Raw genomic sequence first — 874 nt, forward strand, 5'->3', positions numbered from 1 at the left:
GAACCTCGATATACAGATCACGAAGATTGCTTAGTCCTCCTCCAAGAACAATTGCATTGGGGTCTAAGACGTTAACGACTTGGGCTAAAGCATACGCTAATCCTTCGTAGTAACGTTCAAATGCATCTTTAATCTGTGTGTCTTCAGTACTTAGCTTTAAAAGTTCTTGTACTGAAGAGGCCTCCGCTCCGGTTGTTTCTATAGTGCGTCTAACGAATGCTGGGCCGCTGAGGTAGGTTTCTATGCAATGTGTTTTTCCGCAATAGCATTGGGCAGCATTAGAATTAGTTTGCAGGGGTGCTGGCATGACGTTATGGCCCCATTCTCCTGTAATCGCATTTGGGCCTACCAGAATGTGTTGATTGATGCAGATTCCACCACCCACTCCAGTTCCGAGTATTACACCAAAAACACAGGTTTGATCTTTCGCTGCTCCATCTGATGCTTCGCTGAGCGTGAAACAATCAGCATCATTTGCTAAAGCGACAGGTCGACCAATGCTACACTCGAGGTCTTGTTTAAGGTTGTTGCCAATTAGCCAGGTTGAGTTAGCGTTTTGCACCAAGCCTGAAGTTGGCGATATGCTGCCAGGGATCCCAATTCCTATCGTGCACCTCTGTCCGAGTGATTTCTCTGCTTCGAGGATAAGTGAGGAGAGATTGGTCAATGTTTTTGTGTAATCGCCTTGTGGGCTCGCAACGCGCTTGTTGTAGACGGCCTTGTTATCAGCGTTTAATACCATGATTTCGGTTTTTGTTCCGCCTAGGTCAATTCCTAAGTGCATTTACGCGCTCCGTTAGCATTGTGTTCGTTGTTGCTGACAAACCTGATGCTATTAATTGTTTGGCCGCAAAACCGTTAATGTCGTTAATCT

The 874-nt window shown here is 45.8% G+C and carries 1 protein-coding gene; it reads right to left on the reverse strand.

Annotated elements, in window-relative coordinates; genetic code table 11:
- Positions 1–784: ROK family protein (locus A3762_RS24815; protein ID WP_068758112.1), on the reverse strand; the 784-nt coding region annotated here is incomplete at its 3' end.
- Positions 785–874: the final 90 nt, after the last annotated feature.

It is taken from the genome of Oleiphilus sp. HI0125, assembly GCF_001635355.1.